Source organism: Streptomyces sp. NPDC005070 (genome assembly GCF_053600395.1).
The window spans coordinates 1-21,369 of the sequence record NZ_JBSFZS010000126.1 but is presented as its reverse complement, the minus strand read 5'-3'; the positions used below and the strand labels follow the sequence as shown (position 1 = coordinate 21,369).

The following is a 21,369-nucleotide window of genomic DNA, read 5'->3' as shown; positions in this document are numbered from 1 at the left end:
ACGCGAGGGGCCGTGCCGGTACATCGATGCCCGTCGCCACCGACGCCCACGCCTCACCCGACGGCGACGGGCTGATGCACCGGCACGGCCCCGACCCACTCACCGGCGACGGGCTGACGCACCGGCACGGCCCCGACCCACCCACCGAGGACGGGCTGATGCACCGGCACGGCCCCGACCCACCCACCGGACGGGAACCGCGACCGAAGGCCGTCTCTCAGGGGTGAACCCTCAGACGGGGTGAGCCGCTTGTCCACCTTCAGGAGGTGGGGCCGGCCCCGTCTCTACAACCTGAGGCGGACACCGCTTCGGGACCTGCGGCCGATCCGCCGGACGAGGGGGCGAACCTAGCGTGGAGCCATGACCACACTCGTCTGCACGAGCGCCTCGAACGCCGCCACCGGGGTGGCACGGACCCTTTCGTACCCGTCGTTCTCGTCGTACGTGAAGGCGCGGCAGCCGGTCCTGCTGCGTACCGCCCGGTCGCTCACCGCGAACCCGAGCGACGCGGAGGACCTGCTGCAGACGGCACTGACGAAGACGTACGTCGCCTGGGACCGGATCGAGGACCACCGGGCGCTGGACGGCTACGTGCGGCGCGCGCTCCTGAACACGCGGACGTCGCAGTGGCGCAAGCGCAAGGTCGACGAGTTCGTCTGCGAGGAGCTGCCGGAGCCGGAGGGGCTCCCGGCGGCCGACCCCGCCGAGCAGCAGGCCCTGCACGACGCGATGTGGCGGGCGATCATGAAGTTGCCGGCGCGGCAGCGGGCGATGGTGGTGCTGCGCTACTACGAGGACCTGAGCGAGGCCCGGACCGCGGAGGTCCTCGGGGTCTCCGTCGGCACGGTCAAGTCGGCTGTCTCCCGTGCGCTGGGCAAACTGCGCGAGGACCCCGAGCTGATCCCCGCCCGTCAGGAAACTGTCCGTCAGGAAGCTGTCCGTCAGGAAGCCGTCGGTTCCCCGGCCGTCCGCCGGCAGGGCCTCCCCCCGGCCGCCGAGCACGCCCCGAGGTGATCGATCATTCCGGGGCCTAGTGACATACCACGCGGTATGTGAGCAGAATCAGCGCAACCCATTACTACCGCGTAGGCAATGTCGCCCCCGGGAGGACGCCGTGCTGAGCACGATGCAGGACGTACCGCTGACTGTGACCCGCATTCTGGAGCACGGGGCGCTGGTGCACGGAGGGTCGCAGATCACGACCTGGACGGGCGAGGCCGAACCGCACCGCCGCAGCTTCCGCGAGGCCGGCCGGCGCGCGCACCGGCTCGCCCACGCCCTGCGTGACGACCTCGGGGTGACGGGCGACGAGCGCGTCGCGACCCTGATGTGGAACAACGCCGAGCACGTCGAGGCGTACTACGCGATCCCCTCCATGGGCGCCGTGCTGCACACCCTGAACCTCCGCCTCCCGGCCGAGCAGCTCGTCTTCATCGTCAACCACGCAGCCGATCGCGTCGTCATCGCCAACGGTTCGCTGCTCCCGCTCCTCGCGCCGCTCCTCCCCCAGCTCCCGACGGTGGAGCACGTGGTGGTCTCGGGCCCCGGCGACCGTTCGGTGCTCGACGGGACGGGCGTGCGGGTGCACGACTACGAGGAACTGCTCGCAGGGAAGCCGGACGTTTTCGACTGGCCGGAGATCGACGAACGCCAGGCCGCGGCCATGTGCTACACCTCCGGGACCACCGGGGACCCGAAGGGCGTGGTGTACTCCCACCGTTCGATCTACCTGCACTCCATGCAGGTGAACATGGCCCAGTCGATGGGGCTCACCGACCACGACACGACCCTCGTCGTGGTCCCGCAGTTCCACGTCAACGCCTGGGGCCTGCCGCACGCGACCTTCATGTCCGGCATCAACATGCTGATGCCGGACCGTTTCCTCCAGCCCGCGCCGCTCGCCGAGATGATCGAGAGCGAGCGGCCCTCGCACGCCGCCGCCGTCCCGACGATCTGGCAGGGACTGCTCGCCGAACTGACCGCCAAGCCCCGTGACGTCTCCTCCCTCACCCAGGTGACGATCGGCGGCTCGGCCTGTCCGCCCTCGCTCATGGCCGCCTTCGACGATCTGGGCATGCGGGTCAGCCACGCCTGGGGCATGACCGAGACCTCCCCGCTCGGCACCGTCGCCCGCCCGCCGGCCCACGCGGTGGGCACGGAGGAGGAGTTCGCCTACCGCCTCACCCAGGGCCGCTTCCCGGCGGGCGTGGAGGCCCGTCTCACCGGCCCCGGCGGCGAACGGCTCCCGTGGGACGGCGAGTCCGCGGGCGAGCTGGAGGTCCGGGGGCCGTGGATCGCCGGTGCCTACTACGGCGGCAACGACGGGGAACCGCTGCGCCCCGCCGACAAGTTCAGCGAGGACGGCTGGCTCAAGACCGGTGACGTCGGCACGATCAGCCCGGACGGCTTCCTGACCCTCACCGACCGCGCCAAGGACGTCATCAAGTCGGGCGGCGAGTGGATCTCCTCGGTCGACCTGGAGAACGCCCTCATGTCCCACCCGGACGTGACCGAGGCCGCGGTCGTGGCCGTCCCCGACGAGAAGTGGGGCGAGCGCCCGCTGGCCACCGTCGTCCTGAAGGAGGGCTCCGCCGCCGACTTCGAGACTCTGCGCGCCTTCCTCGCCGAAGAGGGCAGGATCGCCAAGTGGCAGCTCCCCGAGCGCTGGTCGATCGTCGAGGCCGTCCCGAAGACGAGCGTCGGCAAGTTCGACAAGAAGGTGATCCGCAAGCGGTACGCCGAGGGCAGCCTGGACGTGACCAAGCTCTGACCCGGACGACCTGAGCACGCAGGCCGGGCGGGGAGCCCCAGGGATCCCCGCCCGGCCTGCGCGTGTTCATGGTCGTACGGGCGCGGGGGCCCTACGGCGCGGTCGTACGACGGTTCGTACGACGGCTCGTACGGCCCTAGTTGGTGCCGATGCGGGCCAGGAGGTCGACGATCCGGTCCTGGACCTCATCGCTCGTCGAGCGCTCGGCGAGGAACAGCACCGACTCCCCCGCCGCCAGTCGCGGCAGTTCGGACGCGTCGACGGCGGCGGTGTAGACGACGAGCGGTGTGCGATTCAACTGCCCGTTCGCACGCAGCCAGTCGACGATCCCGGCCCGTCGGCGCCGTACCTGCAACAGGTCCATCACCACGAGGTTCGGCCGCATCTGCGCGGCCAGCGTGACCGCGTCCTCATCCGTCGAGGCGCGCGCGACCTGCATCCCGCGCCGCTCCAGCGTCGCCGTCAGCGCGAGCGCGATCTCCGCGTGCTCCTCGATGAGCAGCACGCGCGGCGGGTGCTGCTCGGAGTCGCGCGGCGCGAGCGCCTTCAGGAGTACGGCGGGGTCGGCGCCGTACGCCGCCTCGCGCGTCGCCTGTCCGAGTCCGGCCGTCACCAGGACGGGAACCTCCGCCGCCACGGCGGCCTGGCGCAGCGACTGCAGCGCCGTGCGGGTGATCGGGCCGGTCAGCGGGTCGACGAACAGCGCCGCGGGGAACGCGGCGATCTGCGCGTCGACCTCCTCGCGCGAGTTCACGATGACCGGCCGGTAGCCGCGGTCGCTCAGCGCCTGCTGGGTGGCGGCGTCGGGCGCCGGCCATACGAGCAGCCGCCGCGGGTTGTCCAGCGGCTCCGGGGGCAGTTCGTCGTCCACGGGCCGCGGCTGCGGCGGATCGGCGACCTCGACGGCACCGCCGGGACCGTCGAGCGGCTCGGGGCCCTCGGCGGCGTTCTCGTCCGGCGCTCCTATGGCGTAGGACCGTCCCGCGCCCTCGGTGGTACCGGGCAGCCGGGGTCCGGCACCGGGCGCGCCCTGCGGAAGAGCGCGCGCGGCGGTCTCCGGGCGCTCGGCGGCGGGCTCGGGCGGAGTGCCGAGCTTGCGGCGGCGGCCCGCGCCGTTCGTCGCGTGCGGGGGAGGAGTCGGGGCCTGGACGCCGCTGCCCGGATGGGCCGCCGGGGCCTGACGGGCGAACGGGACGCCCTGGCCGAGCGTGCGCACGCTTATGGCACGGCCCTGCGTCGAGTTGGGGTCGGCGGCGGCGGACGCGGGCGTCGCCTCGGCGGGCAGCGGCTGGGCGACCCGCGCGGCCGGACGCTCCGGGGGGAGCGGGGCGGGGGTCGCCCCGTTCGCCGCCGGGAGCGCGGGCTGCGCGCCGGCGCCGGGGGTGTTCGCGTCGGGCCAGGGCCGGGCCGCCGGAGCGGGCGCGGAACCCTGCGCGGCGACGGCGGACAGGCCGGGGGGAACCGGCTGACCGGTGGCCGCGCCGACCGGGACGGCCTGCGCGGAAAGCCCCTGCGCCGGAACGGCCTGCCCGAGCGCGGGAACCGGCTGCCCGGGAACGCCCTGCGCCGGAACGGCCTGCCCGAGCGCGGGCACCGGACGTCCGGGAACGCCCTGCGCGGGTACCGACTGTCCGGGGACGCCCTGCGCCGGGAGTGCCTGCACGGGTGCACCGGGCGCCGCTTCGGGCGCGCCTTCGGCGAGCTGACGGGCGCGTCGGCGGCCCGTCGGGGCGGCGACCGGGTGCGGCTGCGCCGGAGTGTGATCGTCGTCGGGGTCGTGCCGCATCGCGTCGTGGCGGCCGTCGGGCTGCTGGGCCAGCGCGACCTGGGCCTGCACCTGGTCCTGCGCCGCCTGGGCCACCTGCGCCCGCGCGGCCTGGACCTCGGCCGCGTGGGCCTCGGCGGCCTGTTCCTGCGCGGCCTGCGCCTGCGCCGCGGCCTGGACGTACTCCGGCGAACGGTCGGCCTCCGCCGGCGGCAGCGCGAACACCGCACGGGCGCCCGTCTCCTGCGCGGCGGCACGCTCGGCCGCCGCGGCCAGCGCACGGCGGCGCCGCCCGGTCGGCCGGCCCGCCTCGTCGACGGTGCCGTCGTCCTCTTCGGGACCGTCGGCCGGGGCCGCGGCGGCGGGCGCCGCCGGCAGCGCGTTCTGCTCGCCGTCCCGGCGCGCACGCCGTCCGGAGGGCACCGGCACCCCCTGCGGAGGCACCGTCCCGCCCAGCCCGGACCCCACGGCCGCGGTTCCCGCCCCGTGCTCGCCCGCCATCACGACCGCGCCCTCGGCCACCCCGTCGGGCGCGCCCGGGGCGTCGCCCGTGCCCTCGGCGGGGCTGGGCCGGCCACGACGTCGTCCGGTACCGCCGGAGCCGTCCTCGGAGCCGTCGCCCTGCTGCTCCTGCGCGGGAACCGGCGGCTCGCCCGCCGCCTGCTCCTCCGCGGCACGCCGGCGACGGCGCCCGGTGGGAGCGGTCGCGCCCGCCGCCTCGACGGCGTTCGCACCGGACTCCCCCGGCTCCTCGCTCTCCAGGAAGGCGTCCGTCGAGGCACGCCGGGCCCGCCGCCGGCCACCGCTCTGCTGCGTGGCCGGCTCGGGAAGGGCGACCTCGGCGCCGACGGGCGCCACGGCGTCGAACGGGACCGCGCCCGCCCCGCCGCCGATGGGCACCTCCAGGACGTACGCGCTGCCGCTCATCCCCGGCACCTCGTGCGTCTGGAGCACACCGCCGTGCGCGCGCACGATCCCGCGCACGATCGGCTCGTGCACCGGGTCTCCCCCGGCGTACGGCCCGCGCACCTCGATACGGACGACCTCGCCGCGCTGGGCCGCCGCCACGACGACCGTGTTGTCCATGTAACCGCCCGCCGACACCGGAGCGTTGCCGGTCGCGTCGACGCCCGCGACGTCCGCGACGAGGTGGGCGAGGGCGCGCGCGAGACGCTGCGGGTCGACCTCGGCCTCGATGGGCGGCGCGTGCACGGCGAACTGCACGCGTCCGGGCCCGATCAGGTCGACGGCACCTTCGACACCGGCCGCGACCACGGCGTCGAGCATCACGTTCGTACGGAAGATCGTCTCGATGCCCGCGTCCAGCCGCTGGTAGCCGAGGACGTTGTCGACGAGCGTCGTGATCCGCGCATAACCGGCCGAGAGGTGGTGGAGCACCTGGTTGGCCTCGGGCCAGAGCTGCCCGGCGTCGTCGGCGGCGAGCTTGGCGAGTTCGCCGCGGAGCTGGTCGAGGGGGCCGCGCAGGGAGTGGCCGAGGACGGCGAGCAGCTGATCGTGCCGGGCGGCCAGCGCCTCGAAGCGGTCCTTCTCCCGTTCGCCGAGCGCCGCGTACCGGTCCTCGCCGGCGGCGAGTTCCTCCTCGTGCCCCTCGGTCAGCCCGGTGAGCTCGGCGGTGTGCCGCTCACGCAGCTCCGCCAGCTCGGCGGCGTGCTCCTCGCCGATCCGCTCCAGCTCCTCGGCGTGCCGGGTGTCGGCCGCCGCCTTCTCCTCGACCAGGGTGTCGTACGGGCGCCGGTCGGTGAAGGTCATGACGGCACCGACGAGCTGCTCCCCGTCGCGCACCGGAGAGGTCGTCAGGTCGACCGGGACCTTGTCCCCGGACTTCGACCACAGCACCTGGCCGCGCACCCGGTGCTTGCGCCCGGAACGCAGCGTGTCGGCGAGCGGCGAATCCGCGTAGGGGAAGGGCTCGCCGTCCGCCCGCGAGTGCAGGATCAGGGTGTGCAGTTCCCTGCCGCCGAGATCGCTGGCCCGGTATCCGAGGATCTGGGCGGCGGCGGGGTTGACGAGAACGACCCGGCCGTCGGTGTCCGTCCCGACGACCCCCTCGGCCGCCGCGCGCAGGATCATCTCGGTCTGGCGTTGCGAACGCGCGAGCTCGGCCTCGGTGTCGACGGTGCCCGACAGGTCGCGCACGACGAGCATGAGCAGCTCGTCGGGGAGGGGGCCGTAGTTGTCGTAGGCCTGCTGGCCGCTCTCCAGATTCGCACTGGTGACCTCGACCGGGAACTCCGAGCCGTCGGTCCGCCGCGCGATCATCCGGGTCGGCTTGGTCCGCCCGCGCTCGTCGGTGCTGTCGGGGCGCCGCATCGAGCCGGGGATCAGCTTCGAGTCGAACTCGGGAAGCAGATCGAGGAGCCCGCGGCCCACCAGAGCCGTGCCCGGGGTCTCGAAGGCCTCCAGGGCGATCGTGTTGGCGTTGACGACGGTCCCGTTGGCGTTGACCAGGACCAGCGCATCCGGCAACGCGTCCAGTATGGCTGCGAGGCGAGCAGCGCCTCGGGATGGCCTGCTGCTCACGAGACGCTTCCTCCCTGTTACCGCACCTTGCCGACCGCGGAGGCCATCTTGCCAACCGGCCCGCGGCGTGTCACGCGAGGGAGTCTACGGGCAGAGGTTGCGCTCGCGATGCCGGATGAGAGGGAGGTCGCACACATATGAGACGCAGAAGCGGCGTAGAACCTGTGACCACGCATTTCACCGTACGGAACCGTGAGAGCACCGTGAGATCACTGTGACTCCGCCGTGTCCTCGGCCCCTCTTCTAGGAGCGGGCGCCGGGAAGGACGGGCACGAGGGCGTTCCAGCGCGAGATCTCGCACCCGTTCGCGCGGTCGTAGCGCGCGTCGACGGGGCGCCCCGCCCAGGTTCCGGTGACATGCGCGGTGGCCGGCCCCCCGTAGACCATCGTGCACAGGGCGTCCGGCGGCACCGGGGCGAAGGTGTCCTTTCCCCAGGTGGTCATCCGGTCCAGCCGGTCGCAGGCTTCCGCCGCGCGCGGATGGGTGCCGCCGGCGGGGTGGCAGTCCAGCTCGAACGTCCCGTCCGCGCCGCCGCCCACGCCGTCGACGGTGACGGTCAGCCGGTCGGAGGAGTCCTCCGGACGGGCCGGCGGGGGCATGAGCGCCGGCAGGACGACGCCGTACGCGGCGGCGACGGCCCGCGCGGACGGCGTCCCGGCGGGGAACAGCGACGACCGTCCGGCGGTGAACGCGGCGGAGGATCCGGAGGGGGACGCCGCCGGCAGGGGGGACACGCCGGGGGCGTCGGAGAGTGTCCCGGCGACGGCGCCGGGCACCGAGGAGAGCGCGGCGGAGGCTGACACGGCGGCGGTGAGAAGCAGTCGGCGCAACATGACCTGCCTAACGCGGGGCGACCCGCCCGGTTGCGTGTTCGCGGGGGCTTTGCAGTGCGGCGTATCCGCCTAGTACCGTGGGGGGCGATTGGTGACACCGCGCTCGTCTGTGTCATCATCTGCAGCACCACTCGCGCTCGCGTGAGGGGTTGTGCGGGAGGCGTCGCCTAGTCCGGTCTATGGCGCCGCACTGCTAATGCGGTTTGGGACTTCAATCCCATCGAGGGTTCAAATCCCTCCGCCTCCGCGCGAAGATCCGAAACCCCGGTCCACTGGACCGGGGTTTCGGCGTTCCAGGGGTCCACGAGAGTCGCCGAGCGTGCCGGCGTCCAGGCCGTCCACGAGCGCCCAGAAGCACGTTTGCCCAGCTCACAAGCGGTGAGGCAAATGGATTTCACATGGCGGCGGCAGTCATGTAATGTTCTTCCTGTCGCCGCGAGCGGGGCAAAAGCCCGGGAAGCGAAGACAAGAACAAAAACAGAACAAGCACTCGTAGCTTAACGGATAGAGCATCTGACTACGGATCAGAAGGTTGCAGGTTCGAATCCTGCCGAGTGCACACAGATCAAAGGCCCCGCCGGTTGAACCGGCGGGGCCTTTGACATCAGCGGGTGACATCAACGCCTACGTCGGCCGTGCCGACGACGTCATCAGAGCGCCCGACTACAAGATCTCCTCTTTGGGATCGTCGCCCAACGCGGCCTCACACTGCACCCGCCCGCTTTCCCCCTGCCACCGCGCGCCCTGGGCCACCGTCTCTCCGAGGCGCCGGCCGGTGCGGGGTGGTCGCTGCGGCCCTGACCGCGGCGTACGGACCGAGAGTGCGTGAAGGACAGCGCGAAAATTCGGTTTCAACCTTTGCTGTGCGGCAGCGCTCTACAGAGGGGTGACAGGACACAGCCCCTGACAGGGACCGGAGGGGAGAGCAGATGCCGCAGAACGGCCGAGGCTCCGAAGCGCCACAGAGATCCCAGGCGCCCGAGAGCTTCGAGGCCTTCGCACAGGCGAGCCAGAGATGGTTGTACCGGACCGCATACCTGCTGTGCGGAGACCCGGACACAGCCCGCGACCTGACACAGACCACGCTCGCCAAGCTTTTCCAGCACTGGCGGCGGGCGAGTGCGGCCGACCACATCGAGGCCTACGCAAGGACCGTACTGACCCGCACCTACCTGGCCGAGCGTCGCCGGCGGCTGCGGGACCTGCTGGCTCATTCCCGCCCCGACCCCCGGTCGGCGCCCGACCACACCGACCTGCGGGTGACGCTGATGTCAGCGCTGGCCGGATTGCCCCCCAGAGCACGGGCCATGGTCGTGTTGCGGTACTGGGAGGACCAGAGCGTCGAGTCCGTCGCCGAGCTCTTGAGGTGCAGCGAATCCACGGTCAAGAGCCAGTGCTCTCGCTCTCTGGTAAAGCTGCGTGCCCAACTGGGCGAAGCCCACATCTACGCCACGGGGAGCTGAGGAACCGTCATGAAGGCAAACAGCACCGAAGAAGACCGCCACAGCGCCCTGTTGGTCCGAGACGCGATGGAAAGCGCGGTGTCGGAGCTGCCCTCGCTGCACGGCTTGGTGTCTGCCGCGGTCACCCAGGGCCGGCGCCGCAAGGCGCGTGCCCGTCTCGCGATCGCTGCCGGGAGCGCCTGTGCAGCCGGGATGGTAGTGGTCGCCTCCTTGACGCTTTCCGGTGGGGACGGCGCCCGCTCGACGGTCCGTCCCGCCGCGGTCGTCACGCCCTCGCCGGGTGAGTCGCCCGGTCCGGTCCAGCCGAAGCCCTACCGCACACCGGTCCACCTGTATTCGACGGCTCGGGAGGAGCAGAAACTGGCGGGTCTGACGGCGGTCGAGCGGACTCGACGGGCAGAGTTCCAGCAGAAGGCGGCAGTTCTACTCGACCAGCTTCTGCCGGACACTGTCGGCCTGATCCGTCCGGTCTACTTTGACGAGGGGCAGTACCAAGGCGAGACAGAAGGCGGCAAGGTGTTCTACGTCGCCCTCTCCGTGCGGCGCTCCGACGGTGGCCCCGGCCCAAGGCCATGCTCCCGGAACCTCATCAAGGGGGGAAGCTGTGAGAACGTCACTCTGCCGGGCACTACCAAGGCCACGTCGCTTCGCTTGTTCTTCAGATCGCCTGATGTCCTGTCCACCGCGGTCGGCTTCGTCTACGCGAACAGCGATGTCGTACTCACCGTTTTCCCGGGCGTGGGCACCTCGGGTTCCTCCCCGATCACAGGGAAGGAACTGCTGGCGGTTGCAGGCGACTCTCGGTTCCTCGGCCTGGTGCATGACGCCACCCAACTTCCCTCCTACAGATGACACACCACCCCGTAGGGCGCACGTCAGGTTGTGATCGCGGTCTGCGGGACGGGCGAAGAACGGCTGTAAGGGCGGCGGGCCCAACCTTGAACACACCGTGAGCGGTTCGGTCGGGGCGGGCCTTCCAGGCCGTAACGGAAAAGACGGCTCAGTCCCGCGCGGGCTCCGGGATCCAGCGGCCGGGCGAATCGGCGTACCGGTAGAGCGGGAGCCCCGCGATTCCGGAGGTGCGGAAGGGGCGGCCGTGGTCGTCGATCCGGATCGTGCCGGTGGTGCCCTGCGAGGACCAGTCGAGTTCGAGGTACCAGTCGCACGCGCAGTGCTCGGTCCCCGCCTTGACGAGCAGTACCTCCGGGTCCTCCACGGAGACCCGGTACGGGAGGCGCCTCGCCGGCAGTGTCTCGTCCCCCTTGCTGCCGGCCACGGCCCGGGGGACGGGGGTGTGCGCGTCGAGATTCACCGCGAAGGACCTGGGCTTGATGTTCCCGCCGCAGCCCAGGGCCGTGTCGTAGACGAAGGCTCCGGCGCCGGGGGGCGCGGCACGGCGCACGACCCGGACGTGCAGGGCCTCCAGGACGACGCCGGCCGAGCTGCGCCCCCGCACCGACACCCGCACGTTCGTCTCCCCGCCGTGCGCCGCGTCCTGGGCGTTGGCCCACACCTCGGCGTCCTCGGCGGGCGGGGGCGGCGGGACCTGGCCCGGGGGTTTGGTGATGACGTAGTCGTGGCCGCAGTCCTCTTCCCACACATGGGAGTTCACGGTCCAGGTGAACGGGAGGGTCTGGTCCGACGGCCCGGCCGAGGCGTCGGCGGTCGACACCGCCTGACCGCTGCGCGGGGTGGTGGTGCCGCCGGGCGAACCGTGCGCCGGGAACCCCGGGAACGTGGAGAACACCGCGAACCCGGCGGCGGTCAGGAGGAACACGCCGCTGAGGACGGCTGACACGACTGCCGGCCGCCGCCGGTACCAGGAGTGGGAGGACGGCTCGCCCGGTCCCGGGATTCCGGGTGCCATATCCGGTGCGGGTGACGCCTTCGGCCCGTCCGGCCCGTTCGACCGGTCCGATCCGTCCGGCGCGGGGTGCGGGGCCGCCGCGTCCGGGGCGGATGAGGCGGATGAGGCGAGGGGGCCGGGGCTCGCGGGGGGCGCGGACAGAGCGAGGGGTGTGGGGCTCGAGTGCGGTGTGGGTGGGGCCCGGCGTTCCGGAGTTCCGCCTGGCCCCGTCGAGCCGCCTTCCGCGCCGCCGTTCACCCCGCCCTCCGAACGGCCCTCCGAACCGCGTTCGGAGACGCTCGGTTCGCGCGCGGACGTCGGACGCGGTTGGGCGGCGGTCGGGCGGGAGCGCCTTCGCTCCGCGACTGCCAGGATCCACAGGCGGTGCAACTCCACGCGCTCCTGGGGCGAGGCTCCGCACAGCGCGGCGAACCGCTCCACCACGGCGAAGTCCAGCGGCACCGCCTCACCCGCGCAGTAGCGGTGCAGCGTGGAGGCGTTCATGTCCAGGCGCCGGGCCAGGGCCGCGTAGCTGCGATCCGTACGGGCTTTGAGGCGCGCCAGCAGCTCCGCGAACCTCGTCACGTCGTCGTCGGCCGCGGCCATGGCCCGTGCCCACCTCCGCTCGTATCGGTCCGTCCCGTCCCGGAACGGCATCCCAGGGGACCCACTTCTCTGCACGTCAACGGCCCTGGGATGGTTCCACCGTTGCGGATCCGGCGGCGGTGATTGCCGCGGCTTCCCAGGGCCGCCGATGCTCTTGGTGTCGCCACCAGCGGTACGGCCCGACCGGCCGGCCTGTTCAGGGGAGCGGCATCCAGACCACGCACTCGTCCACGGGACCCCCATGGCCGGACGCACCCTCGACGGGGCGCCGGCGGGACCCCTGCGACGACGTACACCGAACCGGAACGAGGGACACACCATGCACGGCAACACCACCGGACGCCGCGGCCTCCGCCGCATCGCCGCCGTCACCGCGGGCCTCGCCCTGGGCCTGGGGCTCGGCGTCTCGGCGCACGCCTCCCAGGCCGGCGCGCCGCACCGCTCCGCCCAGGCGGCCGCCGCCACCCCGCGGACGGTGAGCGGCAAGACCGGCGACGCCCTGACCGGCATCGCCGACTTCTACGGCGCCTACATCGACGCCCAGAACGATTCCGACCCCTCCACCAAGCTGATGAACGACCTGCGCGCCCATTACCTGGACCCCGCGTTCAGCAAGCGGCTCGCGGCCTGGGAGCGCACGAACCACGCGGACGGCGTCCTGCGCGCCCAGAGCATCCCGGCCCGCTGGTCGGTGACCGAGAAGAGCAAGGGCGACTCCACCGAGGCCCTCGTCACCCTGACCTGGGGCCGGGGAGGCGGCACCGTCAAGCTCTCGGTCGTCATGACCCCCAACCACCGCATCGTCGCCATCAGCCCGGCCAAGTAGCCGACGGCTGCCGCAGACCTGTGCGTCCCGGGAGTGTTCCCGCAGGTCAGGGTCTTTGTCAGTGGGGACCTCTACTGTCGTTGTGTGCGGCGGGTGTGGGTGTGTTCGGGGGTGCGGTGGTCGGGGGACGGGGCCGTGCTGGCGTGGGGCGGGGGGCGGACCAGTGCGCTGGTCCGGGGGCGGCGGATCGCGTTCGGTGTCGTGGACGGGGGTGTGCGGACCTGCGTGGGGGCTCGGGGGAACGCGTGTCCCGTGCGGGCCGTCGTGTCGCCGCGCGGCACGGGCGCCCGGTGCGAGGAGTGCGCGCGCCTGGACCGCGCGCACTCCGTGGCCGCCGACACGCTGGCCGATGACCCCCGGCCGTACCGCGTGTATCTCGCGTGGTTCGGGCCCGGCCTGGTCAAGGTGGGGATCACCCGGGCCGAGCGGGGTTCCGTCCGACTCCTGGAGCAGGGTGCCGTCACCTTCACCTGGCTGGGGCAGGGGCCGTTGATGGCGGCGCGCCGGGCCGAGGAACTGTTGCGCGCCGCGCTCGGGGTGCCGGACCGGATTCCGTACGCCGGCAAGCGGGCGGTGCGCGCGGTGCTGCCGGGGGCCGGGGAGCGCGTCGCCGAGATCCGGGAGCTGCACACGCGGGCCGGCGATCTCGACGGCTGGCCCGAGTCGCTCGCGCGCGCCCCCTTCGAGCCCGTGGACCACACGGACCTGTTCGGGCTCGCCGGGCTGCCGCCCGCGCAGGCGGTCGTGCGCGAACTGGCCGCGGGCGGCTCCGTGGCAGGCGAGCTGTGCGCTGCCGCGGGTCCCGATCTGCACCTCCTCACCGGGCGGGGAGTCGTCGTCCTCGACACCCGGCTGATGACGGGGTGGGACCTGACCGGGGTCGCGGCCACGGACACGGACCAGGGCTCCGGAATCACCTTCCCCGTACGGGAGTTGCCACCGCCGGACGCCGGCGTTCAGGACGGGCTGTTCTGAAGGGCGGGAAGAGAAAGGGGAGAGGGGGCGCCCAAGAGCGTGCGGCGGGGCGGCGGGCGGGAAGGTCAAGACTTCGATCCCTTTCGGATCCCGTTCGGAAAGACGCTGGACGACGGGGCGCGCCCGGAAGGAGAGTGGCGGACATGAGCGATCACTCTCCCGCGCCTGTCGCGGCCTTCGAGACTCCCTACTACGCCGCCGTGTTCACCTCCATGAGGACGGAGGGCGACAGCGGGTACGGGGAGACCGCCGAGCGCATGGACGAGCTGGTCAAGGAGATCCCGGGCTTTCTGGGGATGGACTACGCGCGGACACCGGGCGGACTGGCCATCACCGTCGGGTACTTCCGGGACGAGGACGCCATCAAGGAGTGGAGCGCGCACGCCGAGCACCGGGCGGCACAGCGGCGCGGCCGTGCCGAGTGGTACGAGCGCTACACCCTGCACATCGCCAAGGTCGAGCGGAGCCACGGGTTCGAGCGTGCCGACGTCTGACCGGGAGGGCGCGGCGGGCGACGCGACCGTGGACGCGGACATGCGGGACGAGGCGCGGGACGTGCGGGGCTTCTGGCAGGAGCTCGGGCTGCCCGGGCTCGTCGACGTCCACACGCACTTCATGCCCGAACGGGTGCTGCGCAAGGTGTGGGACTACTTCGACGGACTCGGTGAGCTCACCGGCGGCATCGAGTGGCCGATCGCCTACCGCGCGGACGAGGACGAACGGCTGGCGCTGATCCGGGAGTTCGGCGTACGCGCTTTCACGGCGATGCTCTATCCGCACAAGGCCGGCATGGCCGAGTGGCTCAACTCCTGGGCCGTCGACTTCGCCCGCCGGACGCCGGACTGCCTGCACACCTCGACGCTCTTCCCCGAGCCGGACGTCGAGCGGTACGTACGCGAGGCGGTGGAGGCGGGCGCGCGCGTCTTCAAGGCGCACGTCCAGGTGGGGGCGTACGACCCGGCGGACGAGCTCCTCGACCCGGCCTGGGGGCTGCTCGCCGAGGCGGGGATCCCCGTGGTGATCCACTGCGGATCGGGGCCCTCGCCGGGCAAGTACACCGGCCCGGCACCGGCCGCGGCCGTCCTGCGCCGGCATCCCCGGCTGCGGTTCGTCTTCGCGCACATGGGGATGCCCGAGTACGAGGACTTCCTCGGGCTCGCCGAGCGCCACGACGGGGTGCGGCTCGACACGACCATGGCGTTCACCGACTTCAGCGAGCGGCTGGCGCCGTTCCCGCCCGGACTCCTGCCCCGTCTCACGGACCTCGGGGACCGGGTGCTCCTCGGCACGGACTTCCCGAACATCCCGTACCCCTACGTCCACCAGTTGCACGCGCTGCGACGGCTCGGTCTGGGGGACGACTGGCTGCGAGCGGTCTGCTACGAGAACGGCGCCCGCCTCTTCGGCCTGCGCGACGCCTGAGGGCTTCGGCCCGCGCCAGGTGCCGGAAAGCGCTACCCAGCAGTTCCCTGAGAGGCACCTGTGCGTTTCTCAGGGAAATCACAGGTTGGCGAAAGGATGCTCTCAGCGGGGCCCACCAAGGTGTTCGCTATGACCACGACCTCGCCCCAGGGGCGCACCGAACTGCTGAGGCCGGACGGGAGCCCCGTCCGCGTGCTTGTGGTGGACGACGAGCTGTCGATCACCGAGCTGCTGTCCATGGCCCTTCGCTACGAAGGCTGGCAGATCCGCAGCGCGGGTGACGGAACGGGCGCGGTGCAGACCGCGCGCGAGTTCCGGCCCGACGCCGTGGTGCTCGACATGATGCTGCCCGACATGGACGGCCTGACGGTGCTCGGCCGGCTCCGCCGCGAGCAGCCCGACGTCCCGGTGCTGTTCCTGACCGCGAAGGACGCGGTCGAGGACCGTATCGCCGGCCTCACCGCCGGTGGCGACGACTACGTCACCAAGCCGTTCAGCCTGGAGGAGGTCGTGGCCCGGCTGCGCGGTCTGATCCGGCGTTCCGGCGCCGCCGACCGGCGGTCGGAGTCCGTGCTCGTCGTCGGGGACCTCGCCCTGGACGAGGACAGCCACGAGGTGTCGCGCGGCGGGGAGAACATCCACCTCACCGCGACCGAGTTCGAGCTGCTGCGCTTCCTGATGCGCAACCCGCGCCGCGTGCTGAGCAAGGCGCAGATACTCGACCGCGTGTGGTCGTACGACTTCGGCGGTCAGGCCAACGTGGTCGAGCTCTACATCTCGTATCTGCGCCGGAAGATCGACGCCGGGCGGGAGCCGATGATCCACACCCGGCGTGGGGCCGGTTACCTGATCAAGCCCGCGACCTCATGAGCGGACGACGACGGCCGCGGGCACAGAAGAGGCGGGGACGACAGCCGCGCACCCTTCGGACGCGGCTCGTCGTCGGGTCCGTCGCGCTGATCGCCGTCGTGTGCGCGGTGATCGGCACCGTGACCACGATCGCGCTGCGCACGCACCTGTACGACCAGCTCGACAACAACGTCGCCGACGCGGCCATGCGTGCGGCGGGCGGCCCGGCGGGCGCCCCCGTGGGCGGCCCGTCCGGCGGCGGATCCGTGCACCCCCCGAGCGACGACGGCATCGACAAGGATCCCCTGGAGTTCGTGCTCCGGGGGCAGGCCATGGGCGCCATCGGCGCGACCGTGACGAACGGCAAAGTCACCGAGGGCATAGTCAGCGTGGGGAAGAAGGACTCCAGCGGGGTCAAGCAGCCCACCCCGCTCAAGCTCGGCGCGAGCCAGCTCGCCACCCTCGCCTCCGTCGAGAAGGACGGACACGCCCACACCGTGGAGATCCCCGGCCGGGGCGAGTACCGCGTGCAGTACCAGGTGGGCCGGAACGGCGCCTTCTACGTGGCGCTCCCGACCGACGATGTCACCAACACCCTCACCACGCTGATCTACGTCGAGATCAGCGTCACCGGCGCGGGTCTCGCGGCGGCCTCCCTCGCGGGCGCGGCCATCGTGACCATCGCCCTGCGCCCCCTGCGCAAGGTCGCCGCGACCGCCACCCGGGTCTCCGAACTCCCCCTGCACACCGGCGAGGTCACCCTCTACGAGCGGGTGCCGGAGTCCGAGGCCGATCCGCACACCGAGGTCGGACAGGTCGGAGCGGCGCTCAACCGCATGCTCGACCACATCCACGGCGCGCTGCACGCGCGGCAGCAGAGCGAGATGCGCGTACGCCAGTTCGTCGCCGACGCCAGTCACGAGCTGCGCACCCCGCTGGCCTCCATCCGCGGGTACGCCGAGCTGACCAGACGCGGCCGCGAGGAGACCGGGCCCGACACCCGGCACGCGCTCGGACGGATCGAGTCCGAGGCCGGCCGGATGACGCTGCTCGTGGAGGATCTGCTGCTGCTCGCCCGCCTCGACGCCGGGCGGCCGCTGCAGTGCGAGCAGACCGACCTCGTACCCCTGGTGATCGACGCCGTGAGCGACGCCCGGGCCGCCGGGCGCAGCCACAACTGGCGGCTCGAACTGCCCGAGGAGCCCGCGCTGGTGTCGGCGGACGCCGCGCGCGTGCAGCAGGTCATGGTCAACCTCTTCGCCAACGCCCGCACGCACACCCCACCGGGGACGACCGTCACCGCGCGGGTGCACCGGCACGGGCCGTGGCTGTGCGTGGACGTCCAGGACGACGGCCCCGGCATTCCGCCCGATCTGCTGCCACGCGTCTTCGAGCGGTTCGCGCGAGGCGACTCGTCGCGCTCGCGCGCCTCCGGGTCGACCGGTCTCGGGCTCGCCATCGTGCAGGCCGTCGCGGCCGCCCACGGGGGCGCGGTGACGGTGGACAGCGTCCCCGGAAGGACGGTGTTCACCCTGCATCTGCCCGCTCTCGCCCCCGAAACGTCCTGGCAACAGCACTCACAGGCACAGCACAGCACCAGCACATGGGTGCAACAGCGCGCTTGACGAGAGTCGGTTCCATGCGAACCGAACCTTCTCCCGGCAACCTGCCGGCGCGGGAGCACCTCCCGGCCGCGGACGCGGGAACGCCTGTCCTGGACGTCGTGATCCCCGTCTACAACGAGGAGAAGGACCTCCAGCCATGCGTCCTCAGACTGCACGACCACCTCAGGCGCACGTTCCCGTACACGTTCCGCATCACGGTGGCGGACAACGCGTCCACGGACAGCACCCCGCTCGTGGCGGCCGGGCTGGCGGCACGGATCCCGGAGGTCAGGTCCTTCCGGCTGGAGCAGAAGGGCCGCGGCCGGGCGCTGCGGACCGTGTGGTCGGCGTCCGACGCGCCGGTCCTCGCGTACATGGACGTGGACCTGTCCACCGATCTGAACGCCCTGCTTCCGCTGGTCGCCCCGCTGATCTCCGGCCACTCGGACCTCGCGATCGGCTCGCGGCTGTCCCGCTCCTCGCGTGTGGTGCGGGGAGCCAAGCGGGAGTTCATCAGCCGCGCCTACAACCTGATCCTGCGCGGCTCGCTCCAGGCCCGCTTCTCGGACGCGCAGTGCGGCTTCAAGGCGATCCGCCGTGATGTCGCCCAGGTCCTGCTGCCGCTCATCGAGGACACCGGCTGGTTCTTCGACACCGAGATGCTGGTCCTGGCCGAGCGGGCCGGGCTGCGCATCCACGAGGTCCCGGTCGACTGGGTCGACGACCCGGACTCGACCGTCAACATCGTGAAGACCGCGACGGACGACCTGAAGGGCGTGTGGCGGGTGGGACGCGCACTGGCCACCGGCTCGCTCTCCCTCGACCGGCTCGCCCGGCCCTTCGGGGACGACCCGCGCGACCGCGAACTGACCGACGTACCCAAGGGACTGGCCCGCCAGCTCGTCGGCTTCTGCGTCGTGGGCGGCCTGTCCACCCTCTTCTACCTGCTGCTCTACAGCGTCTTCCGCTCCTTCTCCGGGGCGCAGGTCGCCAACGCGCTCGCGCTGCTCGTGTCGGCGGTCGCCAACACGGCGGCCAACCGGCGGCTCACCTTCGGGGTCCGCGGCCGGGGCGGCGCTGTCCGGCACCAGGCGCAGGGCCTGGTCGTCTTCGGCATCGGGCTCGCCCTGACCAGCGGATCGCTCGCCGCGCTCAACGCCGCGACGAGCGATCCCGGGCACTCCACCGAACTGGCGGTGCTCATCGCCGCCAACCTCGCGGCGACCGTGCTGCGCTTCCTGCTCTTCCGCGCCTGGGTCTTCCCCGACCGGCAGAGCGGGACGCCGTCGCCGTCCCCGGTGGTGGCCTCGCACCAGCCGTCCCCGCCGTTCGGCACGCCGGGGGCACGGCAGGACGCCCATCCCCCGCTGCCGCAGCGCATGACGGCACCCTCCTCCCACCACGACACCGACAGGTTCCGCGCCGACGAGGCCGCGGAGCACTCCTGGCGGGATTCGACCATGCAGTTGCAGGCAGTGCGCCCGCACGATCACGATCCGAGGAACGCGCGATGACGACACAGCCCGACACGAGCGCCGGTACCGGTTTCAGCGCCGGTACGAGCACCGAGACCGGCACCGGCACCGGTGGCGCCGTCAGCACCTCCGGTCACGCCTGGGGGCCGTCCGCCTCGGCGCCGCCCCCGGAGCATGCCCCGCCGATGGCCGCCCCCGAGTCCGGCGAGCCCCGGCAGCCCCTCTTCCGGCGGGTCTGGAGAGGCCGGCCCGAGGACCCCCGCTGGGCGCGTCCCGCCTTCCTCGGCCTGCTGCTCGCCACCGCGGTGCTGTACCTGTACGGCCTGAGTGCCTCCGGATACGCCAACTCCTTCTACTCCGCGGCCGTGCAGGCCGGCAGCCAGAGCTGGAAGGCCCTCTTCTTCGGCTCGCTCGACTCGGCCAACGCCATCACCGTCGACAAGCCCCCGGCCTCCCTGTGGCCGATGGCCCTTTCGGTGCGGATCTTCGGCCTCAGCTCCTGGGCGATCCTCGTTCCCGAGGTACTGATGGGCGTGGCCACGGTCGGCGTCCTGTACGCGGCCGTGCGCCGCCGGTTCAGCGCCGCGGCGGGTCTGATCGCCGGCGCCGTGCTCGCGCTCACTCCGGTCGCCGCGCTGATGTTCCGGTTCAACAACCCGGACGCGCTGCTCGCGCTGCTCATGACCGTCACGGTCTACTGCGTGATCCGCGCCCTGGAGGACGGCCGTACGAAGTGGCTCCTGTGGGCGGGCGCCGCGGTCGGCCTCGCCTTCCTCACCAAGACGCTCCAGGCGTTCCTGATCCTGCCTCCGCTGGCCGTGCTGTACGCGGTCTGCGCGCCGGTGCCGGTCCGCAAGCGGTTCACGCAACTGGGCCTCTCGGCTGCCGCGATGGTCGTCGCCGGCGGCTGGTGGGTCGCGATCGTCGAACTGTGGCCCGCGTCCTCCCGCCCGTACATCGGCGGCTCGCAGAACAACTCCTTCCTCGAGCTGACCTTCGGCTACAACGGGCTCGGCCGTATCAACGGCGACGAGACCGGCAGCGTCGGCGGCGGGGGCGGGGGCGGCGGTACCGGGCAGTGGGGCGAGACCGGCTGGGACCGCATGTTCAACTCCGAGATCGGCAGCCAGATCTCCTGGCTGCTCCCGGCGGCCCTGATCCTGCTGGTGGGCGGCCTCGTCCTGACCCGGAAGGCGAAGCGGACCGACCTGACCCGTGCCTCGTTCCTCGCCTGGGGCGGCGCGCTACTGATGACCGCGCTGGTCTTCAGCTACATGGCCGGCATCTTCCACCAGTACTACACGGTGGCCCTGGCCCCCTACATCGCCGCCGTGGTCGGCATGGGCGCGACGGCGCTGTGGGCGGAGCGGGGCAGGGTGTGGGCGGCACTCACCCTCGCCGGTTCGGTCACCGCGACCGCGGCCTGGGGATACGTCCTTCTCAACCGCACCCCCGACTACCTGCCGTGGCTCAAGTGGCTGGTCCTGGTCGGCGGTCTGACCGGCGCGCTCGGTCTGATCTTCGCGGCCCGGCTGGGCAGGCAGCTCGCCCTCGCGGCCGCCGGACTGAGCTTCGTGGCCGCACTCGCGGGCCCGACGGCGTACACGCTCTCCACGGTGAACACCGGGCACACCGGCTCCATCGTGACGGCCGGTCCGGCCGGGGCGAGCATGATGGGCGGCCGGGGCGGCGGTCCCGGTGGCGGTGGCACGGGGGGCGGTTTCCCCGGCGGCCAGAGCCGGCAGAACGGCAACGGCGGTACGGCGAACGGGCAGCAGGGCATGCCCGGCGGCGGCACGGGTCAGCCCCCGACGGGCGGCACCGGCGGCCTCCCCGGCCAGAACCAGCAGGGCAACGGCGGCACCCAGGGCCGGAATCAGCAGGGCGGCATGCCCGGCGGCGGCATGGGCGAGGGCGGTACGGCAGGTGGCGGCGGTGCCGGAGGTGCCGGAGGACTGCTCAACGGCGCGAGCGTCGGCTCCGAGGCCAAGGCGCTGTTGTCGAAGAACGCCGGGGACTACACCTGGGCGGCAGCCGCGATCGGTTCCCAGAACTCCGCGAGCTACCAACTGGCCACCGGCAAGCCGGTGATGGCGATCGGCGGCTTCAACGGCACCGACCCGTCCCCGACCCTGGCCCAGTTCAAGAAGTACGTGACGGACGGCAAGATCCACTACTTCATCTCGGGCGGCGGTATGGGCGGTGGCGGCAACTCCACCACCTCCACCTCCTCGCAGATCAGCTCGTGGGTCACGGCCAACTTCAAGAAGGTGACGGTGGGTTCGGCCACCTTCTACGACCTGACGCAGCGGTCCAGCTCCGGCTGACCGGTTCCGGGCGACCGGTTCTCCAGCGAACGGGCGGTGGTCCGGGGCCCCGCCTTTCCGACCTTG

Annotated in this window: 14 protein-coding genes, 2 tRNA genes and 2 pseudogenes; 15 read left to right on the top strand and 3 right to left on the bottom strand. The window is 72.4% G+C overall.

Translation table 11 applies throughout. The features are described 5' to 3' along the window. From ACWEBX_RS30780 to ACWEBX_RS30770, 3 genes and pseudogenes are all read left to right on the top strand, one after another. Nucleotides 1–227 (top strand): annotated as a pseudogene (locus tag ACWEBX_RS30780) (hypothetical protein); the annotation flags it as partial. 133 nt (nucleotides 228–360) lie between these two features. Beyond that, nucleotides 361–912 (top strand): annotated as a pseudogene (locus tag ACWEBX_RS30775) (SigE family RNA polymerase sigma factor); the annotation flags it as partial. A gap of 202 nt (nucleotides 913–1,114) precedes the next feature. Then, entirely contained in the window at nucleotides 1,115–2,770 is a 1,656-nt protein-coding gene (locus ACWEBX_RS30770) for a long-chain fatty acid--CoA ligase (protein WP_451888063.1), read from the top strand. A 136-nt stretch (nucleotides 2,771–2,906) separates the two neighbouring features. Here the strand turns inward: ACWEBX_RS30770 and ACWEBX_RS30765 are convergent, their stop codons facing one another. Both ACWEBX_RS30765 and ACWEBX_RS30760 read right to left on the bottom strand, forming a co-directional pair. Continuing rightward, nucleotides 2,907–7,076: a PAS domain-containing protein gene (locus ACWEBX_RS30765; RefSeq protein WP_451888062.1), complete on the bottom strand. Its 4,170-nt coding sequence runs from the start codon at nucleotides 7,074–7,076 to the stop codon at nucleotides 2,907–2,909. 243 nt (nucleotides 7,077–7,319) lie between these two features. Next, nucleotides 7,320–7,910 (bottom strand): SSI family serine proteinase inhibitor, encoded by a 591-nt coding sequence (locus ACWEBX_RS30760; RefSeq protein ID WP_451888061.1) that lies wholly within the window; start codon nucleotides 7,908–7,910, stop codon nucleotides 7,320–7,322. Nucleotides 7,911–8,066: 156 nt separating this feature from the next. Here ACWEBX_RS30760 and ACWEBX_RS30755 point away from each other — a divergent pair. The 4 genes from ACWEBX_RS30755 (at nucleotide 8,067) to ACWEBX_RS30740 (ending at nucleotide 10,225) form a co-directional block, all read left to right on the top strand. Continuing rightward, nucleotides 8,067–8,157 (top strand) — tRNA-Ser (locus tag ACWEBX_RS30755). 239 nt (nucleotides 8,158–8,396) lie between these two features. Further along, nucleotides 8,397–8,469: transfer RNA gene (locus ACWEBX_RS30750), tRNA-Arg, on the top strand. 370 nt (nucleotides 8,470–8,839) lie between these two features. Continuing rightward, entirely contained in the window at nucleotides 8,840–9,373 is a 534-nt protein-coding gene (locus ACWEBX_RS30745; protein ID WP_451888060.1) for a SigE family RNA polymerase sigma factor, read from the top strand. Nucleotides 9,374–9,382: 9 nt separating this feature from the next. Next, nucleotides 9,383–10,225 (top strand): hypothetical protein, encoded by an 843-nt coding sequence (locus tag ACWEBX_RS30740; protein ID WP_451888059.1) that lies wholly within the window; start codon nucleotides 9,383–9,385, stop codon nucleotides 10,223–10,225. 148 nt (nucleotides 10,226–10,373) lie between these two features. On the opposite strand, the gene ACWEBX_RS30735 is transcribed toward ACWEBX_RS30740, so the two are convergent. Then, entirely contained in the window at nucleotides 10,374–11,825 is a 1,452-nt protein-coding gene (locus ACWEBX_RS30735; RefSeq protein ID WP_451888058.1) for a helix-turn-helix domain-containing protein, read from the bottom strand. Nucleotides 11,826–12,144: 319 nt separating this feature from the next. On the opposite strand from ACWEBX_RS30735, the gene ACWEBX_RS30730 reads away from it, so the two are divergent. The 8 genes from ACWEBX_RS30730 (at nucleotide 12,145) to ACWEBX_RS30695 (ending at nucleotide 21,303) form a co-directional block, all read left to right on the top strand. Then, on the top strand, nucleotides 12,145–12,651 hold the full coding sequence (locus ACWEBX_RS30730) for a hypothetical protein (protein ID WP_451888057.1): 507 nt from the start codon (nucleotides 12,145–12,147) through the stop codon (nucleotides 12,649–12,651). 84 nt (nucleotides 12,652–12,735) lie between these two features. Further along, nucleotides 12,736–13,626 carry a DUF2797 domain-containing protein gene (locus ACWEBX_RS30725; RefSeq protein ID WP_451888056.1) on the top strand — a complete coding sequence of 297 codons (891 nt, stop codon included), beginning with the start codon at nucleotides 12,736–12,738 and terminating at the stop codon, nucleotides 13,624–13,626. Between the two features lie 143 nt (nucleotides 13,627–13,769). Next, nucleotides 13,770–14,120 (top strand): antibiotic biosynthesis monooxygenase family protein, encoded by a 351-nt coding sequence (locus ACWEBX_RS30720; protein WP_451888055.1) that lies wholly within the window; start codon nucleotides 13,770–13,772, stop codon nucleotides 14,118–14,120. 40 nt (nucleotides 14,121–14,160) lie between these two features. Next, nucleotides 14,161–15,048 carry an amidohydrolase family protein gene (locus tag ACWEBX_RS30715; protein WP_451888064.1) on the top strand — a complete coding sequence of 296 codons (888 nt, stop codon included), beginning with the start codon at nucleotides 14,161–14,163 and terminating at the stop codon, nucleotides 15,046–15,048. 129 nt (nucleotides 15,049–15,177) lie between these two features. After that, complete coding sequence (locus tag ACWEBX_RS30710) at nucleotides 15,178–15,918, top strand: response regulator transcription factor (protein ID WP_389838459.1); 741 nt, start codon at nucleotides 15,178–15,180, stop codon at nucleotides 15,916–15,918. After that, nucleotides 15,915–17,522, top strand: coding sequence for a sensor histidine kinase (locus ACWEBX_RS30705; RefSeq protein ID WP_451888054.1), 1,608 nt, complete (start codon nucleotides 15,915–15,917; stop codon nucleotides 17,520–17,522). The genes ACWEBX_RS30710 and ACWEBX_RS30705 overlap by 4 nt, the downstream gene beginning before the upstream one ends. Nucleotides 17,523–17,536: 14 nt before the next feature. Continuing rightward, the gene (locus ACWEBX_RS30700; protein WP_451888053.1) at nucleotides 17,537–19,015 is read left to right on the top strand and encodes a glycosyltransferase; all 1,479 of its coding nucleotides are present in this window, start codon (nucleotides 17,537–17,539) and stop codon (nucleotides 19,013–19,015) included. Then, nucleotides 19,012–21,303 (top strand): glycosyltransferase family 39 protein, encoded by a 2,292-nt coding sequence (locus tag ACWEBX_RS30695; RefSeq protein ID WP_451888052.1) that lies wholly within the window; start codon nucleotides 19,012–19,014, stop codon nucleotides 21,301–21,303. Before ACWEBX_RS30700 ends, ACWEBX_RS30695 begins: the two co-directional genes overlap by 4 nt. The last annotated feature ends 66 nt before the right edge of the window (nucleotides 21,304–21,369 follow it).